This window comes from Eubacterium sp. An3 (assembly GCF_002159465.1).
Taxonomy (GTDB): domain Bacteria; phylum Bacillota; class Clostridia; order Lachnospirales; family Lachnospiraceae; genus Anaerobutyricum; species Anaerobutyricum stercoris.
On sequence record NZ_NFIR01000003.1, the window covers coordinates 173,090 to 199,230 of the forward strand.

The 26,141-nt window shown below is 47.5% G+C and carries 19 protein-coding genes, 1 other RNA gene and 1 pseudogene; 2 read left to right on the forward strand and 19 right to left on the reverse strand.

Annotated features, from left to right (window positions below; translation table 11 throughout):
- Positions 1–133: 133 nt before the first annotated feature.
- From dhaL to B5F87_RS05150, 8 genes and pseudogenes are all read right to left on the reverse strand, one after another.
- Positions 134–784, reverse strand: a complete 651-nt coding sequence (gene dhaL, locus B5F87_RS05115) for a dihydroxyacetone kinase subunit DhaL (protein WP_087277780.1) — start codon at positions 782–784, stop codon at positions 134–136.
- Positions 785–807: 23 nt separating this feature from the next.
- A complete protein-coding gene (locus B5F87_RS05120; RefSeq protein ID WP_087278011.1) occupies positions 808–1,815 on the reverse strand; it encodes a dihydroxyacetone kinase subunit DhaK in 1,008 nt (335 codons plus the stop codon).
- 45 nt (positions 1,816–1,860) lie between these two features.
- Entirely contained in the window at positions 1,861–2,259 is a 399-nt protein-coding gene (dhaM, locus tag B5F87_RS05125; RefSeq protein ID WP_087277783.1) for a dihydroxyacetone kinase phosphoryl donor subunit DhaM, read from the reverse strand.
- A 156-nt stretch (positions 2,260–2,415) separates the two neighbouring features.
- Entirely contained in the window at positions 2,416–3,189 is a 774-nt protein-coding gene (gene tpiA, locus B5F87_RS05130) for a triose-phosphate isomerase (protein WP_087277785.1), read from the reverse strand.
- A gap of 200 nt (positions 3,190–3,389) precedes the next feature.
- Positions 3,390–4,532 (reverse strand): trigger factor, encoded by a 1,143-nt coding sequence (gene tig / locus B5F87_RS05135; RefSeq protein WP_087277787.1) that lies wholly within the window; start codon positions 4,530–4,532, stop codon positions 3,390–3,392.
- Positions 4,533–4,718: 186 nt separating this feature from the next.
- Entirely contained in the window at positions 4,719–5,978 is a 1,260-nt protein-coding gene (locus B5F87_RS05140) for a zinc-binding dehydrogenase (protein ID WP_087277790.1), read from the reverse strand.
- 127 nt (positions 5,979–6,105) lie between these two features.
- On the reverse strand, positions 6,106–7,809 hold the full coding sequence (locus B5F87_RS05145) for an ABC-ATPase domain-containing protein (RefSeq protein ID WP_087277793.1): 1,704 nt from the start codon (positions 7,807–7,809) through the stop codon (positions 6,106–6,108).
- A gap of 1,622 nt (positions 7,810–9,431) precedes the next feature.
- Positions 9,432–11,591: pseudogene (locus B5F87_RS05150) on the reverse strand (DNA topoisomerase III); the annotation flags it as partial.
- Positions 11,592–11,831: 240 nt separating this feature from the next.
- On the opposite strand from B5F87_RS05150, the gene B5F87_RS05155 reads away from it, so the two are divergent.
- Together B5F87_RS05155 and B5F87_RS05160 are read left to right on the forward strand one after the other, a co-directional pair.
- The gene (locus B5F87_RS05155; protein ID WP_158096963.1) at positions 11,832–12,206 is read left to right on the forward strand and encodes a nucleotidyltransferase domain-containing protein; all 375 of its coding nucleotides are present in this window, start codon (positions 11,832–11,834) and stop codon (positions 12,204–12,206) included.
- Positions 12,194–12,631 (forward strand): HEPN domain-containing protein, encoded by a 438-nt coding sequence (locus B5F87_RS05160; protein ID WP_087277799.1) that lies wholly within the window; start codon positions 12,194–12,196, stop codon positions 12,629–12,631. The genes B5F87_RS05155 and B5F87_RS05160 overlap by 13 nt, the downstream gene beginning before the upstream one ends.
- A gap of 14 nt (positions 12,632–12,645) precedes the next feature.
- On the opposite strand, the gene B5F87_RS05165 is transcribed toward B5F87_RS05160, so the two are convergent.
- From B5F87_RS05165 to tadA, 11 genes are all read right to left on the reverse strand, one after another.
- On the reverse strand, positions 12,646–15,180 hold the full coding sequence (locus B5F87_RS05165) for a hybrid sensor histidine kinase/response regulator (RefSeq protein WP_087277802.1): 2,535 nt from the start codon (positions 15,178–15,180) through the stop codon (positions 12,646–12,648).
- Positions 15,181–15,213: 33 nt separating this feature from the next.
- A complete protein-coding gene (locus B5F87_RS05170; protein ID WP_087277806.1) occupies positions 15,214–17,820 on the reverse strand; it encodes a response regulator in 2,607 nt (868 codons plus the stop codon).
- Positions 17,821–17,840: 20 nt separating this feature from the next.
- Positions 17,841–18,200, reverse strand: a complete 360-nt coding sequence (locus B5F87_RS05175; RefSeq protein ID WP_087277809.1) for an Hpt domain-containing protein — start codon at positions 18,198–18,200, stop codon at positions 17,841–17,843.
- Between the two features lie 87 nt (positions 18,201–18,287).
- Positions 18,288–19,394 (reverse strand): HD domain-containing phosphohydrolase, encoded by a 1,107-nt coding sequence (locus B5F87_RS05180; protein WP_087277813.1) that lies wholly within the window; start codon positions 19,392–19,394, stop codon positions 18,288–18,290.
- 126 nt (positions 19,395–19,520) lie between these two features.
- On the reverse strand, positions 19,521–20,156 hold the full coding sequence (locus tag B5F87_RS05185; protein ID WP_087277814.1) for an HAD family phosphatase: 636 nt from the start codon (positions 20,154–20,156) through the stop codon (positions 19,521–19,523).
- Between the two features lie 111 nt (positions 20,157–20,267).
- Positions 20,268–22,313: a lysine--tRNA ligase gene (gene lysS, locus B5F87_RS05190; RefSeq protein ID WP_087277816.1), complete on the reverse strand. Its 2,046-nt coding sequence runs from the start codon at positions 22,311–22,313 to the stop codon at positions 20,268–20,270.
- Positions 22,314–22,385: 72 nt separating this feature from the next.
- Complete coding sequence (locus B5F87_RS05195) at positions 22,386–23,966, reverse strand: ADP-ribosylglycohydrolase family protein (protein WP_087277819.1); 1,581 nt, start codon at positions 23,964–23,966, stop codon at positions 22,386–22,388.
- Position 23,967: 1 nt separating this feature from the next.
- Positions 23,968–24,186 (reverse strand): hypothetical protein, encoded by a 219-nt coding sequence (locus tag B5F87_RS20650; RefSeq protein WP_143405198.1) that lies wholly within the window; start codon positions 24,184–24,186, stop codon positions 23,968–23,970.
- A gap of 116 nt (positions 24,187–24,302) precedes the next feature.
- On the reverse strand, positions 24,303–24,935 hold the full coding sequence (locus B5F87_RS05205; RefSeq protein ID WP_087277826.1) for a hypothetical protein: 633 nt from the start codon (positions 24,933–24,935) through the stop codon (positions 24,303–24,305).
- Positions 24,936–25,251: 316 nt separating this feature from the next.
- An RNA gene (ffs, locus tag B5F87_RS05210) (signal recognition particle sRNA large type) lies at positions 25,252–25,515 on the reverse strand.
- Between the two features lie 93 nt (positions 25,516–25,608).
- Positions 25,609–26,106, reverse strand: coding sequence for a tRNA adenosine(34) deaminase TadA (gene tadA, locus B5F87_RS05215; RefSeq protein ID WP_087277829.1), 498 nt, complete (start codon positions 26,104–26,106; stop codon positions 25,609–25,611).
- Between the last annotated feature and the right edge of the window lie 35 nt (positions 26,107–26,141).

Genomic DNA, 26,141 nt, shown 5'->3' on the forward strand with positions numbered 1-26,141 from the left:
TAATAAAAAGTCCTGCCTAATAAGACCGTCCCTTCTCAAATATCTGTACGGTCTTATTAAGCAGGAGCTTACTCTTTCCTACATGGCTCTTTTGTTATACAGAAAAAATCCGGCTACGCAGAATTACTCTGAATTAATCCGGCATATCGTTATAAAAGACTTCCAGTATTTCGGCAGCTGATGCAGCTCCCGGATCCAGATGTCCGATAGCACGTTCTCCCAGTCTCATGGCACGTCCCTTTGTGGCCACAATATTTCTGGTGGATTCCAATCCTTCTTTGCCTGCTTCCACAGCTTTTGCCATGGCCTCCCTGGCCGAAGTTCCTCCTTCGTATTCTGCCCGCAGTGTCTCCACCGCCGGAACAAAGGTATCGAGCATCGTTTTCTCTCCCGTGGTTGATTTTCCACGTTTTTTGATAATGGCAACCCCCGTCTCCATCATCTCAATAAATTCAGAGAAAGTCGCACCCTCTTCTGGTCCTTTCTTTTTAATTGGAAGACCGAACTTCATGAAAAAGCTTCCGTAAAGAGGTCCTGAAGAGCCGCCCACCTTATCCAGAAGAGCCGTTCCTACATTTTTGTAAAGATCCTTAACGCTTAACTCTTTCCATTCTTCAATATGCTTATCTACTTCTCTGAATCCAATGGACAGATTCATTCCATGGTCGCCATCGCCGATGGCGGAATCCAATTCTGTAAAATAATCTTTTCTGTTTTCAGCCAGTACAATCAAGTCTCTGATTACCTGTACAAAATATTCTTTGTTTAAAATATATTCACTCATCACTATCGCCTTTTATTCTGTTATTATTTCTGAGTAAAGTATGGAGTATCACAAGGAGCATCCATCAACTCTTTTAACTCGTCGTCAAGTTTCATCAAGGTTACAGACATTCCTGCCATATCCATGGAACATGCAAACGGTCCAACCAGTGCTTTATATACTTTGATTCCTTTTTCTTCAAGAATCTGTGCCACTCTCCGGTAGCAGATATGAAGGTCGATCAGCGGAGTAGCGCCAAGGCTATTTACCAGTACGTAAACTTCATCACCCTCTACGAACGGAAGATCTTTTAAGATCGGATCCATGATCTCATCAATGACTTTATCTGCCGTATCGATCTTTCCTCTTCTTACACCCGGCTCTCCGTGAATTCCCATTCCGATTTCCATGTCGCCGTCTTCCATTTCAAAGATCGGGCCGCCTTTGGATGGCAGTGTAGCGGAAGACATTGCAACGCCCATGGAACGTGTATTGGCATTGGCTTTCTCTGCTGCTGCAACGACTTCATCCAAATCTGCACCTGTCGCTGCTTTTGCTCCTGCAACCTTAAATACAAAGAAGTCTCCTGCGATACCACGTCTGTCGGCAATATTATCGGAGGATACCACATCATCGGTAACCAGCACAGTTTCTACTCTGATGTCATCTTCTTCATCGGCTTTTTCAGCACCCATATCAAAGTTCATAACATCTCCTGCGTAGTTGCCGTATAAATAGATACATCCTTTGCCGTTATCACAAGCCTTTGCAGCTGCATAACATGGATCCGGTGAAGGAGATGTATTGATATTACCAATAACAACACCATCAGCAAAGTCCTCTCCCACATATCCGATAAACAGAGGCTCATGTCCGGAACCGCCGCCGATAATAACGCCGACTTTATCCTTCGTTCCGGCATCCTTTGCCAGCACTACTCTTCCCTGGGCTTCGTCCAGATCACACATCTTTACATACTCTTTATGTGCACTCACATATCCCTCAATCATCTCTTCTACAACATCGTAAGGATCATTAAATAATCTTTTAATTTTGGCCATGATAAATTACCTCCTCATAATTTAAGCTTTGTTTTATTATACCTTATGTGTATTCCTTGCATCTTCCGATACACGGATAACCTCCTCCACATCATCAGAAATGGTTGCCTGCACCACTCCTGCCAGAGATCCCTCCACAATTGGAGCGTCCACAATCTGTACCTTCTCAGCGAGATCTTCATCAACAATATCTATCGCTGTCTCCGCACTTAAGACGGAACTTCCCAGATCCGCATAAATGAGAATATGTTCGCAGTCTTCTAAAGATTCTATGGCATTCTGAATCCGGATAGCACTGGTGCCAATTCTCCCGCCGTCCGCTCCTCCCGCCGCAATCACCGGCACGGAACCATCATTCATTTCGTTGACCAGATCTTTCAGTCCATTTGCTATGTATTCGCTGTGGGATACAATCACAACTCCTATTTTTGCCATATATTATGCCCTTTCCTATTGTTGTTTTGCTACATATTATAATTATTCTATCTCATGCATCATGAAAATTCAAGAATAAAATATAATTATGTACAAAAAATTTATCTTTTTCTTTCTCAAATTGTGCGTTTTTTATAATTCGGCATTCGCTCATTTTTAAAGTCCAAGAACATCCCGGATAATGGCATTGAAATTATCTGCCTGCCATGCAGAACGCCCGATAAACAGGCCGTCAATATGTTCCATGCGGCTTAACGGCACTGCATTTTCTCTGTTGACACTTCCTCCATACAGAATCGGGATCTGTTCCCCTGCTTCTTCTCCGAATAACTCCACAAGAGTCTCCCGAATTACAATATGTATCTGCTCCGCATACTCTTTAGTGGCCGGCTTCCCGTTTACGCCGATGGCCCATACCGGCTCGTAAGCAATCCATAATTTATCCAGCATTTCTTTCGTCACGCCGTAAAGTCCTTTTTTTAACTGAATACGAATAATCTCCTCAGAAATCCCATATTCTTTCTGTTCTTCCGTTTCTCCTACACAGAGCAACGTGGTAAAATTATGGTTAAGCGCACAGATCACTTTTTTATTTTCCTGTTCATCTGTCTCGCCGAGGACATGTCTGCGCTCTGAATGTCCGACCATAATCAAATCTGTTCCAATCTCCTGCAGCATCAACGGAGAAATTTCTCCGGTAAACTGTCCTTGTTCTTCCCAGCCCATATTCTGAGCACCTATCATCAGAAGATCCTCATTTTTTAATTCATTGGCATCCTTCAACGTCGTATATGATGGAATCACAAAAAGAGTAATATCATCTCTGCTGATATCTTTTGTCAATTCCTGAAGTTCTGACACAAAAGCTCTCGTATCTTTGATCGTTTTATACATTTTTGTATTTGTTCCAAAATAAAACTTTTTTTTCATCACCTTCTCCTTTCTAAAAAAAGAACCCGCCCGACACGGCGAAGCACACTCGTGCTTCTTTTTCTATGTCTGGCAGGTTCTCTAATACGCTCCGTCCTGTACGTTTATTTTGTTATTACTATTTTACAACTAATTCCTTTGTTTTTCAACTTTTTTTCTATATTTTATCTGATTTTTTATATTTTCTCAAACAAATCTGCCTATTCCGCCGCCGTATCCGTCTCGGCTGCGGTATCAGAGGATGCGGTGCTCTCCACTACGTTGGTATAGTTGAGCAGGTTCGTCATCAACTTACTGTATAACAGATCGGAACGAATCTCTTCTTCTGTATAGTACTCCATAATCTCTTCCTCGTCTTCGTAGCCATAATCGTCAATATAAGTCTGTATCTCAGCCTGATATTCTTCATCTGTCACTGTCAGCCCTTCCGCTTCCACAAGAAGATCCTGAACGCACTGGTTCATCAGTGTCTCCTGGGCGTAATCTTCCAGAGACAGGCCATAGTATTCCTCAATAAAATCTTCGACCTCCATACCGAAATATCCTGCCCATTCTTCATTTTCCGCTGTCAGATTAGCTACTTCCTGATCAATGATGTCCTGCGGGAAATCTTTCAGCTGCGTACAGTTTTCCACGATCATATTCCAGAGGTCATCCTGCACCGCCTGCTCCGCCTCGCTGTTATAGGAATCTTCCAGCTCCTGCCTGGTCTGTTCCCTGTATTCGTCTACAGTTTTGCAGTCTGTATTTTCACTGATGAATTCATCGGTAATCTCCGGAAGCACTTCTTCTTCAATGGAGTTCACTTTCACTTCCATTACGCAGTCTTTTCCTGCCACTTCTGTATCATCATAATCATCCGGGAATGTAAAGTTAATTGTGACGGTATCGCCAACTTTAGCTCCTGTCAGCTCTTTGTCCAGATCAAACGCTCCATCAACACTGTATTCCTGAGCTCCAATCTGCGTGTCCACATCAGTCTCGGAATAATCTTCGCTGGCAGTTCCATCGATGGTGCAGGTATAGTCCATATTGACATAATCATTTTCCTGCACGGTATCTCTGTCGGTAATCTCTTTATATTCCGCATAATCCTCCGCCAGAAGCTGAACCTGTTCTTCAACTTCCTCATCTGTCACTTCCACCGGCGTTCTCTCTACGGTGAGACCTTTATATTCACCCAGCTTCACATATTCACCCGCATCAATATTGATGGTCTGTGATTGTCCGGTCTGGCTCTCCGCCGCTGTGGTCACCTCCGAGGCATTGTCTTTGGAATTACCGCAGCCGCCAAGCGCCAGAAGAGCCGCCGCAAGTATCGCTGCTGATATAAACTTTCTCATAAATTAAACTCCTTATTAAAAATCTTTTTGTCAGAATATCCTGACCTCTGTCATCCAGTTTCAAAGCCGTAATTTTATTATTATACGGCAATGCATACAAAAATTTCTTCTACTTTATCATTTTGTTTCGGAAAACTCAACATTCTTCACAAAAACTACATATATTGACCCTTTATTGTCACATTTCTATTGAATATCGGTTGCATTCTCCAGGAAATATCTCTCCGCTTCCAAACTCCATACGCCGCCGTTTTTATCCATAATTGCAGCCAGTTCTTTCTCAAACTGTCCACATTTTTCTCCAAAGGCGTCCACAGCGGTCAGCGGATAAGACTTGCCGGAATAGCAGATTTTCTTACCTCCCGGAATGGACGGCAGCTGAAGAACCGTGTCGCAGACAGCGTCCAGACCCATCACATGGGTAGCGATCTTACCTACGCTGACCGTTTTGTTTTCAATAAGTTTCACCGCATCGATCATATCCTGAGTGTTGCTCCCGCTGGTTCCGACATAATGAGTCGCATTATAATGAATATTGTAGAAATTCACCGGCGCAGTAAAGCCCGCGTCGATCGGTCCCGCAAAGAAATTCAGACATCCGTCCCAGCCCAGCAGCTTTTCGCTCTGGTTGACCACCTTTTCGTCAGCCACCATCACAAACACATCGTCAAAACCTTTGCCATCGGTATACTGACGCATGGCCGGGCTGAAATCCTCCTGCCCGCTGGTATTATAGTACACGAGACGAACACCGTTTTTCCCGGCTTCTTCCTCAGGATAAAGCTTTCTCAGACGGTTCAGCTTCTCCTCATTTCTTCCTGCCACCACCAAAAGGCCCGGCCGGCGTTCTCCGTGAACAGCCAGGTCAATGGCGAGAGATCCCATCGGGCCTGTTCCGCCGATGATAGCCATATTGCCGCCTTCCCTGATTCCCATCACATAATCATAATCATTCCTGTCACGCAGATGGAAGTTTGCCTTGAATCCGGCGATCACACAGGACAGCGGCTCCGCCATGGCCCCCTCAAAGAAAGTATCTCCCTTGTATGGCAGAAGGCATCCCTTCTCAATGGCTTCATTCATAATGACACTATAGGTGGATTCTCCGCCTACATACGGGAAGGAATATCCCAGAGAAAATGTATCGGCTCTCCCCAGATTAGGCTGTGCCACAAACTTATCTCCCGGCTGGTATTTATCTTTCCATTTTTCTCCCACCTTCTCGATAACGCCGCAGAACTCATGTCCCATGATCACCGGATTCTCTTCCAGATTCTCCGGCAGCTTCTTATGAGCAGAACCTTTCTGCGCCACCTTGTAAGTGGACAGACAGAGACTGTCCGTCACAATTCGCGCCAGAATCTCATCTTCCCGTATTTCAGGCAATTCAAAGGTATCCATTCTCAGATCTCTGACTCCGTGAATTCTTACTGCTGTTGTTTTCATTCTCATAACCCTCCCTGAATTAATATCTAAATTATTTGCTGTTATTGCTCAGCCTGAACACTCGCTTTGTACCGACGTGGCTGCTGCTGGCTCCACCTGACCATTTTCCGTCACGGCAAAGCTTCTGTCACTCCCGGACGATCTTTGCCTTCCGGTAACGGTTCAGACAGGCAAACAATTCCTGCTTTCTTGGAAGAACCGGATGTCCACAGGAATAATTTGGTGGAATAAAAGTCTGTAATCCTTTCTTTTCTATCTGGCGGTACATGTCGTCAAGAAGGCTGGTAATGGCGGTTTTCTGCCGCTGGTTTGCCAGAATCCATCCCATCAGATAGGCAAGCCCCACCGTCTGTCCGTCGTCTGCCAGCTGTTCCAGATACCGCACATCCACCATATCCCGGTCAATCATCACCGTATCGGTTCCCATGGCTTTCATTTTCATCCGTCCGGCCCCCGCCGGCTTCAATGCTCTGGTAAAATCCGGAAAATCCAGGCTGCCCGCCGGATACTGTCCTTCAATCCACTCCTCCCGGCATATGATTCCGGCCGCCTCCGTCACATCCTTGACCTCATAGCGATCCATCTGCAGCACATGATCAGCCACAGACAGGTAATCACCGGAGCTCCCCACCACAATCACAAAGGAAACACCGTGACGCTCATAAAGTGAACGTATGTGCCGCAGCAGCGTCGTGATCGGCTCCCGGTCATCGGACACCAGACGCGCCATCACCTTGTCCCGTATCATAAAATTAGTGGCGGATGTATCTTCATCCAGAAGCATCAACCGGGATCCGGCTTCCAGCGCCTCCACCAGATTGGCCGCCTGCGATGTGCTTCCGCTGGCGTTTTCCGTAGAAAAATCCGTAGTATCCTGCCCGTTTGGCAGATGATTGATAAACATGGAAATATCCGTGTGAAGAACGCTTCTGCCGTCCTCCGCCCGGATTTTCATGGCATAGTCCCGGGCCAGAACGTACTCTCTGCCGTCTCCGGCAATGTGATTATAAACGCCCTGCTCCAGCGCCTTCAGTAAAGTGGACTTTCCGTGGTAACCGCCGCCCACAATGACGGTGATACCTTCCGGTATCCCCATGCCGGTAATCACGCCTTTATGTGGGAGACGAATCTGCGTCCGCAGCGTCTCCGGCGACTGAAATGCCACCGCCCCCTTCATGGGCAGGTCAGAAATGCCGCTCTCCCGGGGAAGGATGGCTCCGTCTGCCACAAAGGCAGCCAGCTTTCTTTTCTCCAGCTCTTCCCGCAGCGCCTTCTGGTCATCCGCCAGAAAAACCGCATCCTGCAGTCTCTGCCGGCTTTTGGCGTCCCATTTATTATAAAACAAACATCCCTCTGCCAGCTTTGGCAACGTATCAAAAAGAAGTTTTATCATCTCATCAGCAAGGATACTCCTGCCTCTGGCCGGAAATCCCATCTCAAACCGAAGTTCCATCTTATTTTCCGAGAAAACTACGGCAATCCTCTCCAACACTTTTTGTCCGGTGCGGCAGGTTGTAATTCTCCCGCTTTTGCCAGACCCCATGTTTCCCCTATCCATTTTCCTCAAAAATCCGTTGAACCGCCGGAGTACCTGATCCTCCAGTGCCAGTCTCCGGTGCTTGTCCTGCCAGTATTCCTCCGGAAAACCATGATTGTTCTTCCTGATTTCAAACCGCAGGCGGGACGGAGAAGCGAAAGGATCTCCCTGCACATGGTCAATGTACAGCACGTACTTTCCGCAGTCGTAAGCGCCTGCCAGACTTTTATACATTCCATAACTTTTATGGTCAATTCGCTGCAGCACCCGCCGCAGCTCTTCTATTTTATTCATGCATTTCCTCTTTTCTATGATGTTGCGCTGCCGGCTGCATCCCGCAGCTTGTAGAAATAAAAACTCTGCACTTCAAGACTGCCGGAAAGAAGCCGGTCCACGGAAATCCAGTCGCCAAAGGCGCTGGTCGCCCGCTTCGGCAGATAATTGGAATCCAGCAGAAGATATTTATCTCTCTTTTTACTGTAAGCGCCGATGACCACATAGTGTCCCTCCACATGAACGATGGCCACATCACCGGCCTGCAGTTTTTCTTTCAGCATATCAATACTTCCACTTTTGCCGTCCCAGGCAAAATTATATTTTCTGCCAAATTTCTGGCACGCCGCTTTAAAGATTCCGTCATCTGTACCACTGCCCACAATCCGGTAATTCTTCTCCACCGCATAATCTGCCAGCTCCATCACATCCATATACTGACCGGACAGTGCGTAAACCGCATTGACGGCAGCCAGCACACCACAGCCGGCCGTTCCCATACTTCCGCCTCCCCCATATGGAGTCCCGCACCACTGCGGATCATACTGAGTAAATACCATCGGCTGCGCCCGGTTCAGCGTTTTTTCCACAGTGCTGACTCTCCAATGACTGGCATCGCTCTGACGGTTTTCAAGCAAGATTAATTCTCTCTGTTCATTTTGTGCCAGAAACAGGCGGAAGGCCGTACTCTGAATGGCAAAGGAACCTGTATTCCGGTTAAAATGAAACAGGCCATATTCCTCATCCGGCTCATCTGTCCAGACTGGCGTCCAGGAAGCATTATCGCCGGAAGAAGCTGCATCGGAAGTAGTCGCCTGGCCGGAAGCCGCCGCGTCGCTCCCGGATGCTGTCCGCTCCACAGACAAGTATTCTCCCGTCGCTGTATTTTTTATAAAATAATCGTTATCGGAAACGTAGGTAAGTTCCAGCGTATAGCTGTCATAAGCAGCAAGTCCGGTCTGGCTTTCGAGGGCCGCGCCGCCGTCGGCATCATCCGCATAACCGCATTGGAACAGATAAGTACCGTCCGAGAGAGCCTGTTTCTCCCGTCCGTCATAAAGCAGACAATTAGAAAACGCATCGCCTGTCATCCAGCCCATCTCATAACCGTCGCTGGTCTCGTAAATCACCTGCCGGTTATTTCCTTCCCGGCTCACCACAATGATTCCTGTATATTTTTTGATGGTGCCGCGCACCTGATCAAAACTGCTGTCAGTATAGGCATACATGGCGTCCCTGGTTGTGGCGTAAACCGGCTCGTAGTCCGGATTTTCCACAAAGGTATCGACGGAAAACCATCCGCTGCCCTGAGTGTCTCCGCTGACATAGTCTCCATACAGGGCGGCGCCCTCCGCCCGGTAGGCAGTGAGGCGCAGGCCGCCGCCATCCACCTGCCCGATCTGCTGTGTCAGGGCAGAATCAGCATATACATTTACTGTACCGTAATTGATGGAGTGGGCAATCAACGGCTGTACGTCCATATCCGTTGGAAACGCGCGGGCAACCTGCTGTCCGTCGTCATTTATCTTCTGCGCTGCAGCAGAGACAGATGCGCTGCTCCCACTGACCGCTGTTTCTGCCGTACCCGCCGCTTCCGTGCGCACCGTCATAAGCGAAAGGATTCCAAATGCCAGCAGCAGACACAGTTTTATGTTGGCAAGGGCGTCCGCCAGCGCATTGTTGACCGGCTGTTTTTCTTCTTTTTTCATTTTCTTCATATAATTCTGGACATCCTTTTTCGACACGCCTGCTCCTTCCCGTTTCCGTCTCTCCTCGAATGCTTTCATAGACTCTTTATGACCGCAGACGCAGACAAATTTCTGATTGTCTTTCTGGCCGATGAGCTCCATCTTTTTATGACACACCGGACACCGTGCGTTGGTGAGACGGGAAACCCGCTCTTTATATCCACACTCTCTGTCCTGGCAGACGAGCATCTTACCCTGTTTGCCATTGACAGCCAGCAGCCGCTTGCCGCACTGAGGACAGTGCTTGTTAGTCAGGTTGTCGTGGCGGAAGGTGCCCTCGCCGCCTTTGATCTCTTCCGTAAGCTCTGTTGCGTAGGAACGGATCTCCTTCATAAATGTATTCTGCCTCATTTTTCCTGCCGCTATATTAGACAGCTTCATCTCCCACTGAGCCGTAAGCTCCGGTTTCTTCAGATCCTCCGGTACCAGATTAAGAAGCTGTTTTGCTTTGCCCGTCATGTGGATTTCATTTTCCTTTTTCTCAATGAGGAAGGAACGGAACAGTTTATCGATAATGTCCGCCCGGGTGGCGACGGTGCCGAGACCGCCGGTCTCCTGCAAAGTCTTCGCCGCGTTTTTATCCTTGCTCTGCATATATTTCACCGGATTCTCCATGGCCTGCAGGAGCGTACCTTCGGTAAATCTTGCCGGAGGCTTGGTCTTGCCCTCGGTCTGTTTCAGGGCCGGGCTGCCCAGCCGCTCGCCTTCCGTCCACGCCGGAAGCACGGCTTCTTCTTCGCCGTCCTGATCCGTGAGCACTTCCTTATATCCCATGCGAAGCGGTACATTTCCTTTCACCTCAAACGTCTCTCCGCCGCAGTCCACGGTCACCGCCGTCTGTTCATATTCATAAGCCGGATACAGCACTGCCAAAAAACGCCGCGCCACCAGATCAAAAATCTTCCGTTCATCCACTGAGAGCTGCGCCAGAATCACCGGCTGTTCTGTCGGGATGATGGCGTGGTGGTCGGACACCTTTTTGTTATTGACAAAAGACGGTCCGGTCTTGATTTTTCCTTTGAGAATGGTATTGGCGTAGGTCCGGTACGGGCCCACGGCCACCGCCGACACCCGCTCCCGAAGCGTCTCCGCCACATCGGTGGTCAGATACCGGGAATCGGTTCTCGGATAAGTCAGCACCTTGTGATGCTCATAAAGGCTCTGCATCAGATTCAGCGTCTGCTTGGCAGAGAATCCGAAACGCTGGTTGGCCTCCCTCTGCAGAGTTGTCAGGTCATACAAACCGTCAAGATGGGAACTCTTCTTTGTCTTTTTGACGGAAATCACCTTTCCATCGCTGTTCTTCGCCCGGTCATAGGCTTTATCTCTCGACTCTTTTGAGAAAACAGAGGAGCTGTTGCTGCCTTTTTCCTTCCATGTAAATGTAACGCCCTTCCACCGGGCCTGCAGACCATAATACGGCTTCGGCACAAAATGCCGGATCTCTTCCTCTCTGGCCGCGATCATGGCAAGGGTCGGAGTCTGCACCCGGCCACAGGAAAGCTGCGCATTATATTTGCAGGTCAGCGCCCGGGTGGCATTGATACCCACCAGCCAGTCGGACTCCGCCCTTGCTACTGCCGCCCGGTAAAGATTATCGTATTCCTTTGCATCTTTCAGATGAGCGAATCCCTCCCGGATGGCCTTATCTGTCACCGAGGAAATCCACAGCCGCCTGAGCGGTTTCTTGCAGCCGGCTTTCACCAGAATCCACCGCGCCACCAGCTCACCCTCCCGACCGGCATCGGTGGCGATGATCACCTCAGAGATATCTTTGCGTTCCATCTGGCTCTTCACCGCCTGAAACTGTCCTCTGGTCTGAGGAATCACCACCAGCTTCAGATGCTCCGGCATCATCGGCAGGTCTTCCATCCGCCAGGTCTTAAGCTTCTTGTCGTAGCCCTCCGGGTCCGCCAGCGTCACCAGATGCCCAAGCCCCCAGGTGACCACGTATTTATCGCCCTCTATATAATTCTTTGTCTGTTTTTTGCAGCCCAAAACCCGGGCGATATCTCTTGCCACAGAAGGTTTCTCTGCTAATACTAATCTTTTCATTATTATTCTCCGTTGTTCTTTTTCGTATGCCGCATCATTCACTTTCCGCAGATTGATACAGTACACTAGTATATCTCACATCCTTAACATTATTTCATTATACACGAACTTTGATATTTGTGATACATTTTTTCTTGTGTATGGTATACTGTTATCATGACGAATCTCTCTTTCTCATACAGAGAAACAGTACCTGCAATTTATATCAGAACACACAATTATGACGGGGATGTGAGAACAATGCTTTTATATCATAAAATGAAAAAAGAGAGCCTGCAGGGCATAAACAGATCCTGCCAGGTATCGGCAAGACAGCTCCAAGCCATTAAAAACTGTATCGCCATCATTAAGGAAACCGGATTTTCCCTGCAGAAAATCATTTTATTCGGAAGCTGCGCCCGAAGTCAGTCACGTTACGAAAGCGATATAGATTTACTGGTCGTAGTGAAAGAAATTCCTTCGACTAAAGATATTCTCCACATCAAAGCCGAATTAAATATACAGATTCCCATAGATGTGGACTTAAAAATTGTATCTGATGAAATGTTTTCAAAAAATGATGATTTCTTTTTGAATAAGATCAAACGAGACGGGGTGATTTTATGGCAGAACTGAGAACATATAAAGATTTTGCGGATAATTCTTACGCATATTTTATGTTTGCCTATGACAACGGTCAGATTTTTAATGAAATGGGCGCCATGGCACAGAGTATCTGCGAACGATATTTAAAACATCTGATCGCAGAATACGCCGAACCAGAAAATGACAGCGAGAGCGACATCAAAGAACGCGCTCTCAGAAGTCACAATCTGCGTGTTTTAAGCAATTTTTTGCGCCATAACATGGAACTTCCCATGTCAAAAACGTTGATAACATCCCTCAATTCTGTGAACGGCTTCTATTTTTCTACCAGATATCCCGGAGAAGATTCCACCACATTAACCCGGGAAGAATTGGACGAGTGCGCCGAAGCCATTCAGTTGTGCAAAGAATACGTGGAAGATACCATCAACCAATTGGGTACCACAGACAATTAATTCATAACGCTTCTCTATTTCCCCATCAGCTCCGCCAGTGTCTGATACAACACCGAGAAGTCAATCGGTTTTGAGATATGCGCGTCCATACCCGCCTCTGTGGTCGCAGCGATATCTTCCGCGAAAGCATTGGCTGTCACGGCAAGAATCGGGATCGTTCGGGCGTCAGTACGGTTCATGGTGCGGATAGCGCGGGCGGCCTGACAGCCGTCCATCTCCGGCATCTGCATGTCCATGAGGATGGCGTCAAAATATCCTTCCGGTGACTGCGAGAAACTCTCCACTGCCTCACGGCCATTCCACGCCTGGGAAACTTTTATGTCGTGCATCTCCAGAATTTCCGTGGCAATCTCCATATTCACATCATTATCTTCCGCCACGAGAATACGTTTGCCGGCCAGCTGCAGGATCTCCTTCTCTTTTTGACTCCGTTCTTTCCCGGCAGCAGATTTCTGTTTTTCCACACTCTCGAGAGACAATGTTACCATGAAGGTGCTGCCCTCGCCCAGCCGACTTTCCACGGTAATCTGTCCGTCCATCTGGGAAACAAGGCTCTTCACGATCGGCATGCCCAGACCGGTTCCCGCAATGCCTTTTGCGCCAAACCGGACTTCCCTTTCATATGGTTCAAAGAGTTTATCAAGAAATTCCGGAGTCATTCCTCTTCCGGTATCTGAAATGATAAACTGATATTTTTTTATTTTCTGACTGCCCATCTGACGTACTCTGACTGTGATCGAATCTCCCTCATCACTGTATTTTACCGCATTAGAAATCAGATTATTGAGAATCTGTGTGATACGGGAGGAATCTCCCAGCACCACCGGATTCTGCAGATCAAAAGAAAGATGAAACTGTTTCTTTTCTCTCCCTGCCTGCGCCCGGAAAATCTCTGCACAGGATTCCACACATGCCCTTATATCAAACGGTTCCCTGTTCAGATCTATTTTCCCCTGTTCCAGACGGGATATCTCCAGCAAATCGTTAATAAGCGTCAGCAGCTGGTGGCTTGCCGTATTAATCTTTGTCAGATATTCCGCCGTCTGTTTCACATTTCCAGAACTTTTCTCTGCCAGTTCGGTCAGACCGATAATAGCGTTGAGCGGCGTTCTCATATCATGGGACATGGTGGAAAAGAATCGATTCTGAGATTCTTCGTTTTTCCTTGCTTTATCCAGCGCATTTTCCATCAGCGCCATATGGTGAAGCTGTACCTGCTTCTCCTCATCAATCTCCCGGAAACATATGACCACTTCACCCTGACTCAAAGACTCATCAAACAAAAGTCGTACATTTACCCATCGGTATTCATCATTAAACAGCCGAAGAAAATCTCCTCCATAATCCCGAACCCGGCGTTTCACCAGTTTTTTGACATTTTCTATGGAAAAACTCTGTTTGAATTCCATATAAGCGTTCTCTTCAATGATAGCCGCCGCCTCATCGAGAAAAAGCTGATAATCGCCTTTCTTCGGAATACGTTTGCGGATATAGTCGGATCCCTTGATCATTTCATAGGTTCCCTCTTCATAATCAAGACGATATATGGCATAATAAGCATTTCCAAGCACCCGTACCGTGTCGTTGGTTCTCTCCACTCTCCGGTTCAGACGGGAATTACGTATACTCACCAAAACAGAAAAGCCTAAAAACAGCAGGAACATGACAGAAAAACCAAGAGTGAACCGCCGAAGATTGCCAAGAATCGTACGGCGCGGGACTGTCACAATAGAAAACCAGCCATTTTCCGATATACTATAGTATACATTTCTTTTTTTACCGTCCAGATCAATAATATAAGAATCCTGCCTGCTGAGATTTCCCTTTTCCATACGTTCTATAATGCCATCGAGATATTCCTGCATCTTTTCTCTTCCGACGGAAAGCTGCGTCCTGGCGTACAAAAGGGTTCCCTGACGGTCGCAGAGAAAGTAAGAACTTCCTTCCGGCAGAGTAATCTGATGATCTGTCACCTGAAAATCTTCCGGAAAAATGTCGAAAGCCAGCACATTGCCATCCTCTCCGCTTTTGACAGCAATCGTGACTACTTTCCGGCCATAAACCGCATCTTCGTAGAGATCTGTATATATAACTTTTCCCTCTGCCTCCATGGCACGCTGATACCATTCTGTGGACGCATAATCGTAATCCTGTCCCTGTGCCCATTCTCCTTTTCCGGTAAACGTACCATTGAGAACGGCGTAAGGATCTACCGTACCGCTGGTCACATTCTGAATATCTTCAAAAAAACCATTGATCCATTTCTGCAGTTCCTCAGTGTTGGATGTTTCCTGAACCATCCGCTCAAGACTGCCTGCTCCCATTCGAATGAGCGCTTCATAAGACGAAAGGCTTCGCTCTTCCTCCACAGAAAAACTCCTCGCCAGCGAAGCGCCTGTGCGCTGAGCATTTTCCAGCAGACTATTCTGCAAAATGTGCAGGCTGGCAAAAGATAAGATCAAAAACGCCAGAAGAGTTATCATATAAAACCTGTTTCGCTGCCAATAATACTTCCAGCCTTTCCTCCGTTTTTTTTGCTTATTTTTCATATTATTCTCTCCCAGTCTCTCAAATCTGTCCGTTTATAGCAGCTGATGAAGAATACGCAGTATCTCCCGCATATCCAGAGGTTTTGCAGTATGGGCATTCATTCCATATTCCATGCAGCGCCGGATATCTTCTGAAAAGGCGTCCGCCGTCATAGCGACAATCGGTATATCCGAGTCTTCCCGTCCGGAGGAACGGATTGCCTCCGCAGCTTCATATCCGTTCATCACCGGCATCCGCAGATCCATTAAAATGGCATCATAATATCCCGGTTCTGACTGACAGAATTTTTCCACACATATTTCCCCGTTTTCAGCCCAGGTTAATATAAACCCAAAAGATGACAACAGTTCATCAGCAATCTCCCAGTTCAGTTCGTTATCCTCCGCAACCAAAAGTCTCCGGCCCTCAAAATCAGGAAGAGCATCTTCGGCGGCCTCCGGAGTCTCTCCCGTGTCATCCATAAAATATCCTAGACCATAATACAACGTCGACTTAAACAAAGGTTTTGATATAAACCCGTTAACGCCTGCCTTTTTTGCGTCTTCTTCTATTTCTGTCCAGTCATAAGCGGAAATCAGCAGTATGGTAATATCTTCTCCTATCGTTTCCCGGATTCTTCTGGCTGTCTCGATACCATCCATACCCGGCATCTGCCAATCCAGAAGAATTGCCTGGTAATCCCGGTGTTCATCGTGACGTTTTCTGGCTTTCTCCACAGCCGACGGTCCGTCCATGACCCATTCTGCCTTCTGTCCGATCTCTTCAAGAGCTTCCGCAGCACTGATACACAGCTGCTCGTCATCGTCTACCACCAGCACATCCCACGGTTTCAGTATCATATTTTCTTCCGGCTGATCCTCTTTCTCCAAATCAAGAATAATATGAAACTCGCTGCCCCGGTTCAACTCACTCTTCACCTGAATCTCACCTTGCATGGCATCTACAATATATTTTGTTATCGCCATTCCCAGGCCGCTTCCCTCTGTTCGGTGCACTCTCTTACTGTCTTCCCGGGCAAAAGATTCAAAAATATGTTTCTGAAATTCCTCTGACATTCCCATTCCGGTATCTCTGACCCAAAAATGAGTCCGTACATAGTTCGCTCCTTTCGGAGACGCCTCCTGTGAGACAGTAACCTCAATCCTGCCTCCGGCCGGCGTAAATTTCAATGCATTGGACAAAAGATTGATCAGTACCTGATTCAGACGGACACCATCGCAGCAGACCACTTCCTCCTCCACATTCTGTACCAGAATATCAAATTGCTGCCGTCTGGCACGGGTCTGCGGCTGTACGATGCCTACAATACTTTCCATAACTTCACGGAGAGAAGTTCGTTCTTTATTCAGCGTCAGCTTCCCGCTCTCAATCTTTGACATATCAAGAACATCATTAATCAGTCCCAGCAGATGTCTGCTGGAAAGAGTAATTTTTCGCAGGCAGTCTTTAACCTGCTCCGGCTTATCAATATTTGTGGTGGCAATGGCAGTCATCCCCACGATGGCGTTCATCGGCGTGCGGATATCATGACTCATATTTGCCAGAAATTCACTCTTCGCCTGACTGGCATGTTCCGCTTCCTTTCTGACTTTGTCCAGCTCTGACATCTGCTTTAATGAAAGCCGGAAATACATAGCAAATACAAGAAGCGTCGCCAGTACCAGAATCCCGCATCCGGCCAGCGAAGTCCAGATACGCTGACTGCCCAGATCGGCAAGAGCCTCATCAAGAATACTGTGGGGCATGACCGTCACCATGCTCCATTCCGTATTTGGCATTGGGACACAATACACATGCTGCCGTTCATTAAAAATGGAGGTCAGTATACTGCATTCTTTCTGTTCCATGACCGTCTGCTTCATTCGCTCCACTATATCGTCAATATCTTCGACGCCATCTTCATATCCACATTTCCGAAGCCATTCATAGCAGTTGTCTTCTTTCAAATTTGAGTTCTTCACAATAAATGTACCGTCATAACGGATAATATGCGTATAAATCAAACTATTGTTCTCTTCCAAAGCCAACGCCTTGCTGAGATTACTGACAGGTACCCCCGCCAGCAGAGCTGTACATGTCCGCCCATTGGACATAGCGTAGCCCTTACCGTCAGGGTAACCCACTGAAATGCCGTAAAGAAGTATCATTTCACCATCGTTCGTCTCCCCGATAGTAACCATCTTTTCACTACTATTCATCGCTTCCAGAAAGTCACTTTCATCCTCTATGGTCAAATCGTCTCCGTAAATAACTTCTGCTTCCCCCTCGGTACTGTAAATCGAAAGATAGCTGAATCCCTGCGCTCTCCCCCGCATTTCCAGTTTTACCCGTTCTTCCTCATCCAGCTGCGTCTCACTATCCGGCCGTACCACCCGCACAATGCCTTCCACCTGACCCAGGCGAAGATTCACCAGTGTCTGAAAATGCTGTTGAAGCTGTGCGCTCATTCCTTTCATATAAGTATCCACCACTTGATTCAGAGTATCGGTATTCTGTCTTATCATAAACCGATTAATGAGCAAAAACACACTGACGCAAAGTATCAGCAGACAGACAAAACTGACCCACAGGAAACGGATAATTTTTTTATTTAATGCTGCCGTTCTGCCCCCGTGTATCTTATTTTTTAATGTATTCATACCCTCTCCCCATTCATCTGTTACGCCTCCGGCGCACCGATCGCTTCTTTTACTTTCTCATACAACCGGCTGATCTCAGGCATCATAGCAAAAGCGTCTGCAGGCTTCTCTTCTCGAAAGAGCTCCACCTGACGGGTAAAAAGCTCTGACAGTTCCATGATGGAGAGATTACCGCACATTCCCTTCATCGTGTGTGAAGCCTGCAGCGCCGCCTCTGCATCCTGCCTCTCCACCGCTTCCACAAGTCTTTGATAATTCACATCCGCTGCGAATTTCTTCAGCATTCGTTCCAGAAAATCATCCTTACCCATAAACCGCTCCAGAGCGTTATCCACATCAATCCCAGCCGCTGTCAGAGTTTCTTTTCGTAAAGTATCCATCTCTTATCCTCTCCTTTTTCCCATAAAGCCATCATGCGGACAACTTACACTCCTACGGAAATATATCGCCGCACCGGCTTCCGTATTTTATTTTGCATCTTCTTTGCCATTGGCGTCATACATTTTCGCAATTTCATCTTCCACCGAAAAAAACGCATCCAGCAGGCGGGGATTAAACACCCCGCAGGAACCGTCCCGGATCATCTCCACCACCTTCTCTCTGGGAAATGCATCCTTATAAATACGTTTGCAGCTCAAAGCGTCATACACATCAGCCAGAGAGACAATCTGCGCCCACGGCGAAATCTCATCGCCTTTAAGACCATCCGGATACCCTCTGCCATCCCATCTTTCATGATGATGCCGCGCAATATCCTTGGCGTACTCATAAGCAAGATTTTCTTTTAGTTCCGGTATTTTTTCCAGAAGCTGTTCTCCCTGAACAGTGTGTGTTTTCATAATCTCAAATTCCTCCGGCGTCAGCCGGCCCGGTTTGTTCAGGACTGCGTCAGGAATAGCGATCTTCCCGATATCATGCATGATGGACGCCTGCGCGATCTGCTCAATATCATAATCCTCCATTCCTTCTCCCCATTCGGTATATTTGAGCATATATCGCGTGATATCATGAATACGCCGGACATGATCTCCCGATTCTGCGCTGCGAAACTCTATGGCTGTGGCAAGTCCTTCAATCATTCCCCTATTAAGCCGGATAATCTGTTCTGCCTGTCTCAGAAGCTCCGACTGCTGCGCCATAACCTGATTGGACAAGCTTCGGCGAGCCCGAAACAGTTCCACAACAGAATTGATCCGCCGCATTACAACATAGGGAATCACCGGTTTACTGATCACATCCATAACTCCCATCCGATATGCCTCTTTCATCACAGCATCATTAGCTTCCGCAGTGATGAGAAAGACCGGAATTTCGTCCAGAAGCTCCTCATGCTTCAAATGTCGCAGCGTCTCCAGGCCGTCCATTTCCGGCATCATAACATCAAGAAGTACCGCGCAGTATTTCTCCGGTGTATCCAGAATCTTTTCCAGCCCGATTCTGCCGTTCTCTGCTTCCTCCACCTGATAGTCATCTGCAAAAATATTGTCAAGAATCCCCCGGTTGATCTCATCGTCATCTACAATCAATATGGTCTGCGGGTCTCTGTATGCAACACTGTGAATCCTGTGCCCCATCGTATTATCGTCTCCTGTTCTGTTCCGTTTCATTACTTGTTTTTTGTTTCAGTATACAAAAAATCCGTTTATTCGGCAAGCGGTTAATTCTCACAGCCATTCAGAATAAAAACTGCTTCACGGCGCTTACAGATATTTTTCCATCTCCGGCAGACGGATGTCACATTCCTCCTTCAACCCCTTCAGAATCGACGCCAGTCCGTCGGTCACCTGTACCGCTGTGATGCCTGCCCGGCGGGCGCCCTCACAGTTTGCCTCCAGATCATCAAAAAAGACGGCATTTTCCGGTTCAATACCGCACCTTTCAATGAGAGTCTGATAGATCACATCGTCCGGCTTCATCTGTTTCACCTCATAAGAAAATATGCCGCCATCGGCATAATTTAAAAATGTATACTTTTCCCGGTTCAGCCCCAGCAGCGTCTCCCCATAATTAGATAAAATATAAATCTTATATCCCATCTCATGGAGTGTCCGCAGCAGCTCCTCTGAATAGGCAAAAGGATGACACACATTACAGAAATTCTCCTTCTGCCAGATACGGTCGATATCCTCCTCATACTGAGGGGACTCTTTTTTCATCTCCGCGATGACATTGGCGTCGCCCATGACTCCCCGGTCAAACTCCTGCCACAGTGGATTCTGGAACATGGCCTTCGCCAGACCTTCTTTCTTCTCTCCCTCATAACCCATATCTGTCAGAAACTCTCTCCAGCGAAAATGTACCAGAACCATTCCCAAATCAAAAATCAGTGTTTTCATATGTATATCTTCCTTTCTTAAAATCTGCCATCAACACGCACAAAGGCGCACGGACAACATTTTCTGTCGCCCATGCGCCCATTATATCCTATCTGTCGCTATCTGTATAGATTAATGAATTGCTGTTCCCTCCGGAACACTGTCATCCACAAAGATCAGCTTGCAGCCGCAGTCATCGTGAGTAGCCGCCAGCAACATTCCGTTACTCTTCACGCCGGCAAACTTCGCCGGTTTCAGGTTAGCCAGAACAATGATCTTTCTGCCGATCAGCTCTTCCGGTGTATACTCGTCACGGATGGATGAGACGATGATTCTCTCTCCCAGTCCGTCAAAGAGTGTGATTTTTAAAAGCTTCTCCGCATTTTTCACAATCTCGCAGGCTGTAACTTTGCAGACACGCATATCCATCTTGTCAAAATCATCGATGGTAATCTGCGGTTTTACCGGATCGATGGCTGCTCTTCTCGCCTCTTCTTCTGCAGCTGCCTTGGCTGCTGCCGCTTCTTCTGCTGCAATTCTCTCTGCCTCAGCTTTAGCTGCCGCTGCCAGCTCTTTCTCCTCCTCGGTCTGCGGTGTGGAGAAGTCCAGAAGGGAGAGATATCTCTCCGGCTCCACAGCGTAGAGGAACAGATAAAGTCTCGGGCCTGCTGCCTTACCAATCATCAGATTATATGTGTTCTTAAAGAAGTTAGCCTGTGCCGCCTTCTTATTTTCCTCATCAAAGTTCGGATCTGCTTCCCTCGGAATGGTATAAATAAATGTATTCAGCGCGTCAAGGTCATATTCACCCTTTTGAATATAATCATGAAGCAGGGCGATTTCCTTCTTCTCCACCTCATTTAACTGGTTATAGTAATCCCAGTTCCTGTATCCGAGCAGGGTATTCATGTTCTGAGGCGCGCACTTCTCCAGCCAGTATTTTGCCAGCTCCAGACGCTCTGCAAACTCTTCCTTCTTATATGGAGTTCCGATCTTCTCAAAGACTGTCTCCAGCATGTCCGCATTGAAGTCAACCACGGAACCAAAGTTCACAATCTGCTGCATCGGTACCGGATGAACGGTTCTTCCTTCAATCAGGCAGTTATGCATGATACCTTCGATATAATCAAAGTTCTTGCCTTTTCCTGCCTGATACGTTTTGAGCATCTTATCAAACTCAAAATACTGACGAAGAATCTCATCGTCAAAACAGAAATCAAATGCTTTGTTCGGCTCAGACTTGGAGTAAAGCCACAGAATCACTTCCGGCTGATAAATCTTAAGCAGTGTCTCCGGTGTCAGGTTAAGACCGGTGGAACCGGACATCTTTCCTGTGGTACCTTTGATTCCGATAAACTCATATCCTTTGAACATCGGCGCATTGATGCCGAATATCTTCTTGGCGATAATCTTGCTGGTGTCATAGCTTCCGCCCGGACTTGCATGATCTTTTCCGCCCGGCTCAAAATCAACGCCTTCCACCATCCAGCGCATCGGCCAGTCAATCTTCCACGCCAGCTTGCAGTTGAAATCCTTGCTGAAATCCCAGTGTCCGCTGTGACCGCATTTACAGGTGTACTCGCAGGTCACGCCGTCCTCGGAAGAGGAAGTGATCGTCGTATCATCCTTGCCGCAGACCGGACAGTAAATGCTCACCGGATAGTAGGCTTCTCTCTCTTCCGGAGTAGCCTCCTGCTGACGGAACTTGTCCAGAATATCAAAAATCTCTTTTCTCTTCTGGATAGCCTGAACCACATATTTGGCGTATTTGCCGCTTCTGTAATTCTCACTCTGTCTTCTGGCGTCTACCTTGATGCCAAAGCGGGCTAAAGACCGCTCAAATTCTTTCTCAAAATGTTCCGCATAGGAACTGCAGCAGCCATACGGATCCTTCACGTCCACGTAAGGCTTGCCGATATCTTCCTCCAGCTCCGGCGCGATTTCTTTTACATTTACCGGAACCTTTCTCAAACGGTCAAACTCATCCCAGGAAAATAACAGTCTCGCCTTTTTTCCCTGTTTCAAAAGTGCTTTATATACAAAATAGCTGGTAGCTATATCTCTGAAATTACCAATGTGAATGGAACCCGACGGACTGATTCCCGCCGCGCATACGTACTCTTCTTTGTCCGGAGACCTTTTAATGATATCTTTTGCAATCTTCTCAGACCAATGCATCGCTTTTCCTCCTAAATATAAATGAAAATCCCTTGAGAGCCGCTTTCTATGCGGCTCACAGCCAATAAGTCATTATAGCAAATGGCACAGGGCATTGCAAGGGGAAGTTTGAGGGAAAAGCAAATGCTTCCGTGCCCGCCGCACGCTCTCCACGGTCTCCTGGCAGAGCGTCTGCAGGGATATCTTTCGGTATTTCCGCATAATAGTGTGTACGGTCTTTCCCAGCGGCTCCGTCCACTTCGGAGTCAGAATCTTCGTCCCATACATAACTCCCAGGATATTGAGCACCGGCGCGGCTGTGCAGTCCGCATCCTTGCCTTCCATACAGATGATGGTGGCTGTCCTGTCAAAATCTCCGTTGCCGTACCAGAGCGCGATAATCTCCGCGGCTGCGTTGGGATACACATGAATCCAGTTATAGTCTTCATATTTTTTCTCGCACTGCCGCCATGCCTCCCTCCAGTTGTCCTTCTCCCTGCACTGCCGCAACGCGAAAATCAGAACCTGGTAGAATTCGCTGTCATACGGAATGCAGTCTACCGCTCTCACTACCAGCTCCCGCACATCCTGCAGCACAAAAGCCATGGATACGAGAATCGCATTAAAGATTCCACCCAGCAGTCCGCTGTTGGAATGGGAAATCACGCCGTCCCGCACGGCAAGCTCCGCCGCCAGCGCAGGATTGCCCGGCGCTGTCATGCCGTGAATCATCGTCCGCATTTGCACGCCAATCCAGTCCGAGTAATAATTAAGATGCGTCCCGCTCTCCGGCGGGTGGATTCCCAGCCGCAGGTTACGAAGCGCCACTTCCTCCGCCGAATACCCGTCGGCGATCAGCTCCAGCCATTTTTCCGCAATCTGCTCCGATGTGACCGCATAGCCATGCTCCCGGAAACTGTCAAGAAATGCAATCTCATAGGTGATATCATCGTTGTACGTCTCCGGCGGACGCAGGTAAGATGTAATCGTTCCGTACACTTTCTCAATATTATCGGTATTATACCCTTCCACCTGAGTTCCCAGCGCACCGCCGATGAGCTGCGCCGTCCACCCGGCACGAATCCGGTCAGCATAATCATCAGAGAATACATCCACGGCTGCTCTTCCTGATGGCCAGGAAACATCCATTCCAGTCTCCCGGCTTCGCTCCGAGACGATGCTGGCCTCCTGGCCTTCCTTCACAGAAATACTATCCTCCTGGTCTCCCATCTCCAGAAACGTACTGTTTGCCCGGATTTCCTCCCAATTCGTATAAATATGGTATTTCCAATAATCTAATGTCTTATCCTTCGGCGCTGTATTGAGAAGATGATATATCCGCGCCGTGATTCTCTGCAGAGCAACCCCGTCTTTCTCTTTCGCCGCCCTCAGCCCTTCATCAATATATTTCTCCGCCTCCCGGACGTCATATCCCCGATTCCTCATGCACTGTATGGCCGCCACCACCAGATGGCTGGGCGACAGGCTGCCCGGCACCTGGCTGATCCAGTCCCGGAACAGCTTCTCATCGCTGGCATTGCCCGACTCAATATACGTATTCCAGTTCATCTCCTGGCTCTCTGTCAATGGGATGGGATAGGCATCCGCCATCCAGGCGATCTCACGCTGGCCGGCGGTTAAAGGAGTATTCTTATTTTTTTCATTCCTAGTCATTTTATCCTTCCTTATCCTCACACTGTCCTTTCTTCTCCAGATTCAGCAGCCGTTCCAGTTCCGCTTCCTCCATCGGTATACGCGCCGCGGCTTCCTGCAAGCTCAGCAGACCATCCCGAACTAAATCTACATAAGCTTCTGTCCGACCTTTTGTCCAGCCTTCCTCTATTCCCTGGTTTAGAATAGTCTTGGCTTCGTATTCCAGTATTTCGCCTCCCAAAACCTCAAGCACCTCCTCTCTTACCTTTTCATATTTTATACACAGATTGTCTGCCACTTTTCTGCTCAGATCAAGGATTGTCCGACAAACATATTCTGTAATACTCCCCTGCTGATTTAACTCTTCCAGCTGTCTGCGCATATGGCAAAAGGCATCTCGCAAGGCCTGCCTTTCTCTCTCATCTTCTTCCATTTTTGGAAAAAGGCTCTCATAGCGAAACAAATGGAATGGCAACAGGATAAGAAGTTTCTTCCGAAAAAGTTAAAAAGTTCTTCCATCGTGTAATCTATAATATGTACGATTGGTATCTCCATGCAAAATTCTCTGCCGTTTTGCTCGATATATATCTGCATTTTCTCTGTCGTATGTGCTGTACGTCTTAAAAACAATACTGCTGATTTCGGAAAGGGAAGATACAGTCCATCTTCTTTTTCCTCGCTATCTTCCAGCGCAATCTGAGAATCATATTCAAACATCCTTCTGTCGATACTGGCGTCTCCGCTACTCTGACATTCCAGATGATATCGGATAATGAGAACACTATCCACCGTAAAACTGGAATCTGTAATTCGTTTTTCCCCTTCGCCACGCTGTCGGTTCATCAGATGCTCATTCTTCCCGAAATAAATTGCCTCAGTTCCAATATAACTCTCTGAGAATATCTCATTGAGAAGAGGAGGAATCAGCTCCCGGCAATCGTTCAGTATTGTCCGAAAGACATCGTCATAAGGTGTAGAACTCTGGCTCATATAGCTTCTCTGCCTCCTTACTGCTGATGTTGTCATTGCTTCCTTTTACTTTACCTTTCGTTTTGCCGCTTTTTTCATCCTCTGTTCTTTTTATTGTCCCTGCAAGTATACAGCGCATTCCGACAATATTTTCCATATTTTCATTATATCTGCCTTATAGAGAAAAAGCAACAAAGATATATAGCTTTTCAAAACAAAATATTTTTTTAAAATTATTCTATTGAATAAAAAAACTGCCATCCTGCTTCTTGCAGAACGACAGTTTCAACGCTGTTTATGATAACTGATGGGATATCCATCTTCTCTCACTTTTTTACCGTGCGGTTGGCTTTGTACGACTGCCAACAGACGTTACCTCTACAGTTAGCTCGAACCAGGCACCCTCACGGCACACAAGAAGCACTCCTTAGTGCTGCTTCGTTCCCGACCTGACACGGTTCAGAGGTTCCTGTTGCGCGAGACCCAATTGTCAACACCACTTATAAAGGGCAGCTCCATCCACAGAACGTCCGGGGCCAACCATCACTCCTGCTATAGCGGATTGCAGGTACAGGACGCCGCTAACTCCCCAGCTGCACGGTAAGTACCAGTATAAATGATTTTAAAATATCTGTCAATGGATAACAACGCAAAAATTTATTGAAAAAATATTTCCCCATGCCTTATTTCCGAATTACTGTTCTGAAACTTCCGCCTTTTTCTCTTTCTTTTTCTGGCGAAGTTTCCGGAAGAACGCCGACAGCATTTCGGAACATTCTTCTTCAAGGACGCCTCTGGTGACTTCCACCTGATGATTGAATTCCTTCATCTGAAGAAGGTTCAGAATAGAACCTCCGCATCCGGCCTTCGGGTTCATGCTGCCGATGACTACCCGTGGAATCCGCGCCTGCACGATAGCGCCGGCGCACATCTGGCAGGGTTCCAGAGTAATGTACATGGTACAGTCTTCAAGACGCCAGTCTCCCGCTTTTTTGCATGCCTTGCTCATGGCAAGCAGCTCCGCATGGGCCAGCACCGTCTTATTTCTGTTTCGTTTATTATAGCCGCGGGCGATGATCCTGTCGTCCCTTACGATCACACAGCCGATAGGCACATCTCCGATGGCTTCCGCCTTTTTTGCCTGGCGGATGGCCTCTTTCATAAATTTCTCATCTTCGGTATATTTTCTCATTTTCCGCCCGTTCTTCCTTTCTCATTTTCAGTATT